The organism is Synechococcus sp. R3-13, assembly GCF_047462195.1.
GTDB lineage: Bacteria > Cyanobacteriota > Cyanobacteriia > Thermostichales > Thermostichaceae > Thermostichus.
This window is the reverse complement of sequence record NZ_JANSIO010000276.1, coordinates 1-3,719: the sequence shown is the minus strand read 5'-3', so window position 1 is coordinate 3,719 and position 3,719 is coordinate 1. Positions and strand designations below refer to the sequence as shown.

Below are 3,719 nucleotides of genomic sequence, written 5' to 3'. Positions count from 1 at the left end.
GCGGCTTTCTTGGATGGACTGACGCAGCTCCTGGATGGATTGGCAGAGCTCCCGGATTTCTCGGCTGTTGGCAGCAGTCTGTTCAGCCGTCCAAGCCAGCAGTTGTTCCACCCGGTCTAAGCGGTCTTGGCTCTGACTATTCACTCCGATGCCTCGCCTTGTGATGCAATCGATAAACTCCATCCGATTATAAGTGGAGTTAAGCTCAGCCAAATAGGATAGGTGGAATGGTTATTCCCAGAGCCGCCGGATCGGAGACCGATGCAGCAACTGGTGGGCTTCGGACAGCAACTCCGGGATCCGCAGATGCTCTGGGCAGCGGGGCAAGCAGTCACCGCATTCGGTACAGCGGTCGGCAGGTGACCCCGGAAACCAATGCCCAGCTTGGCCGAACATGTTGTAGCGGTACTGGGCAAACTCCGTCATCTCGTGGGCAATGGCCAAGTTGCGCAACCGCAGCACTTCGGGAATGTGGATCCCTTCTGGGCAGGGCAGGCAGGCGTAGCACTGGGCGCAGCGGCTGGATCCCAAGCGTTCCTGCTCGGTTTGGCGCAACCGTTCTTGCACCTGAGGGCCATTTACCCACCACCGGTCGGGATCCCGTAAGGCCGACAAGGCCACCTGTAGCTCCTCAGGATGAGTGATGCCCAGGCTGAGGGTGTGAACACGGGGATCCGCCAGCAAAAAACGATAGGCAAACTCCAAGGGGCTGAAAGGTGCACAGCACTCCTGCAGGTGTTGGGGCGGGCGATAGAGCATTCCCCCTTTATCGGCAGGAGAAATGATGAACACGCCCATATCTCGCTGGGCAGCCGCTTCTAGGGCCGGTGCATTGCGCTGTTGGAAAAAGTGATAGTGCAAATTAACAAAGTCAAAGCATCCTGTCTGGATGGCCTGCAAAATTAACTCCAGGGATCCATGGGTGGAAAAACCAATGTGGCGCACCCAGCCTTCCTGCTGGAGCTGCTGGAGAATCGGCAGCCCTTTCTGCAGCACCCACTCCAGGTGTTCCGGCAGGTTGATGCCATGAAAGGCAAATTGATCCAAGTAATCCACCCGCAGACGGCGCAGGGATCCCTGAAGCCGCTCTCGCAACCCATCTGTGGGAGTGAGTTTGCTGGTCAGAATCAACTGATGGCGTGAAAAGGGCAGGGTTTGCAAAATCTCGCCCAAGAGCACCTCGGCATGGCCATAAGCCTGAGCCGTTTCGATGTGGTTGATCCCTGCGGCTAGGGCTGCCTCAACGGTTGCCTGAGCTTGATCCCTGGGCACATTGACCAAGCGCATGCTGCCCAGAGAAAAAACCGAGACCAGCTGTTGGGTGCGCCCAAAGCGACGGTAAAGCATTCCGGTTGAGGTAGCACCGGCAACTTCCATCAAGCCACCCCCTGGAAACGAGAAACGGCCTCAGATTGTCGGGTACAGACGGCATTTCCCTCAGGGGATTGGGGGTTTTTGCCCAGCAGTTCTGCCGCCAGCAGGATCGCCTGCTTGAGGCTCTCGCACCGGGCCACCCCTTGGCCGGCAATGTCGAAGGCGGTGCCATGATCGGGAGAGGTGCGAACAAAAGGCAACCCAATTGTCAGGTTGACTGCCCGGTCAAAAGCCAGCATCTTCACCGGGATCAAACCTTGATCATGATAGAGAGCCAAGTAGGCATCTGCCACAGTTGGGGATCCCTGGCCATGCCAGGCTTGCGCGGGAGCCAGCCACATGGTGTCGGGGGGAAGCGGCCCCCAAATTTGGGCGTGGGCATAGGTGCGCAGCAGCTCGGTCAGCCATTCTTTTTCCTCCGATCCCAGTTGCCCCTGTTCGCCGGCATGGGGATTCAGGCCGGCTACTGCAATCACAGGATCCCGGATCCCAAAGGTGTGGCGCAGGGATCCCACCAGCACATTCAGCTTTGTCCGCACCCGCTCTGGAGTCAGCACGGTGGGCACTTGGCCGAGGGGAATATGGGTGGTGGCCAGCAAAACCCGCATCTGCCAACCGCTGTGGGGGGAACGGGCGACAAACAGCATCCCGTAGCGTTCAGACCCACTCAGTTGGGCCAAAACTTCCGTTTGGCCAGGGAACCGATGGCCGGCTCGATGCCAGAGATACTTGGCGATGGGCGCTGTCACGATCCCCTGAAACTCGCCCCGCAGCGTCTGTTCGACTGCCGTTTTCAGGTAAACAAAACTGACCCCACCACTGTCGGCATCCCCTTGACCAATACAGCCAGGCTGTAACCGAAAGCCCGTGTTGCATTCCAGCATCGGGATCCCTGCCGGATGGGCCAACGGAGCCGGCGACCGATCCCTCAGCAGGCGATAGGTGGCTTCTAGAACCTGCCGATCCCCTACAACCGTGATGTGGGCGCAAGACTGCACCTCAGGATCCGCCAGCGCCTTGAGCACAATTTCCGGCCCAATTCCCGCGGGATCCCCCAAGGTCAGCGCCAGTTTGGGCCGTGGAATGCTCATGGTGTCTTTTCTTGAGAAGACGGACGATCCCCATGTTCCAGGGGAAAGAGAGTGCTGAGGAAAGCTGTGGGGAAGGTCGCCATCCCTTTGAGCAAGAATTCTGAGCTCAGCCTATCAAGTCAGCTGCAAGGGGATCCATGCCGGCAAAATGGTTTAATGAGGGTTTAGCGATATTGAACCTCTATGGCCGAGACATTCCTTTACAACGCCTTGCGTGCTGCCCTCGACGAAGAAATGGCCCGGGATCCCAACGTATTTGTTTTGGGAGAAGATGTCGGCCATTACGGCGGCTCCTACAAAGTCACCAAAGACCTGTATCGCAAGTATGGGGAGATGCGCCTGCTGGATACCCCCATCTGCGAGAACAGCTTTACCGGCCTGGCCATCGGGGCAGCCATGACCGGCTTGCGCCCGGTGGTGGAAGGGATGAACATGGGCTTTCTGCTGCTGGCCTTCAACCAAATTGCCAACAATGCCGGTATGCTTCGCTACACTTCTGGGGGCAACTTCAAGATCCCGATGGTCATCCGCGGGCCGGGCGGGGTGGGTCGTCAGTTGGGGGCAGAGCACTCGCAGCGGCTAGAGGCTTACTTTCAAGCGGTGCCTGGGCTCAAGATCGTAGCCTGTTCAACGCCTTACAATGCCAAGGGCTTGCTCAAGTCCGCCATCCGCGATGACAACCCAGTTCTCTTTTTCGAGCATGTCCTTTTGTACAACTTGAAAGAAGATCTGCCGGAGGAAGAATACCTTTTGCCTCTGGACAAAGCCGAAATCGTCCGATCTGGCTCCGATGTTACCCTGCTCACCTACTCCCGCATGCGCTACCACGTGCTCAAGGCCGTGGACACTCTGGTGCAGCAGGAGATCGACCCCGAGGTGATCGACTTGATCTCCCTCAAGCCTCTGGATATGGAGACCATTGCCGCTTCGGTGCGCAAAACCCATCGGGTGATTATTGTTGAGGAAGACATGAAATCGGGTGGCATTGGGGCGGAACTGACGGCTCGCATCATGGAAGAACTGTTCGATGAGCTGGATGCGCCGGTGATGCGTTTGGCTTCGCAGGACATTCCCACCCCCTACAACGGCACGCTGGAGGCGGCCACCATCGTGCAACCTGCAGATATCGTGGCGGCGGTGGAGCGGCTCCTCTACGCGGATTAGAACCCCTACAAAACAACAGTAAACTACCCGCACTCATGCTGACGCAGAGTGCTCCGCGCCGCTAAAGCGAAAGAGTGCAGGCTTTCGGTA

The 3,719-nt window shown here is 57.9% G+C and carries 3 protein-coding genes; 1 reads left to right on the top strand and 2 read right to left on the bottom strand.

Annotation, left to right across the window (positions count from 1 at the left end; translation table 11 throughout):
- Positions 1–231: 231 nt before the first annotated feature.
- Both NW856_RS08640 and pdxA read right to left on the bottom strand, forming a co-directional pair.
- On the bottom strand, positions 232–1,347 hold the full coding sequence (locus NW856_RS08640; RefSeq protein WP_414399844.1) for an aldo/keto reductase: 1,116 nt from the start codon (positions 1,345–1,347) through the stop codon (positions 232–234).
- 29 nt (positions 1,348–1,376) lie between these two features.
- Positions 1,377–2,465: a 4-hydroxythreonine-4-phosphate dehydrogenase PdxA gene (pdxA, locus tag NW856_RS08635; RefSeq protein WP_414399843.1), complete on the bottom strand. Its 1,089-nt coding sequence runs from the start codon at positions 2,463–2,465 to the stop codon at positions 1,377–1,379.
- 183 nt (positions 2,466–2,648) lie between these two features.
- Between pdxA and NW856_RS08630 the strand changes: the two genes are divergently transcribed.
- Positions 2,649–3,629, top strand: a complete 981-nt coding sequence (locus NW856_RS08630) for an alpha-ketoacid dehydrogenase subunit beta (protein ID WP_414399842.1) — start codon at positions 2,649–2,651, stop codon at positions 3,627–3,629.
- Positions 3,630–3,719 lie beyond the last annotated feature (90 nt).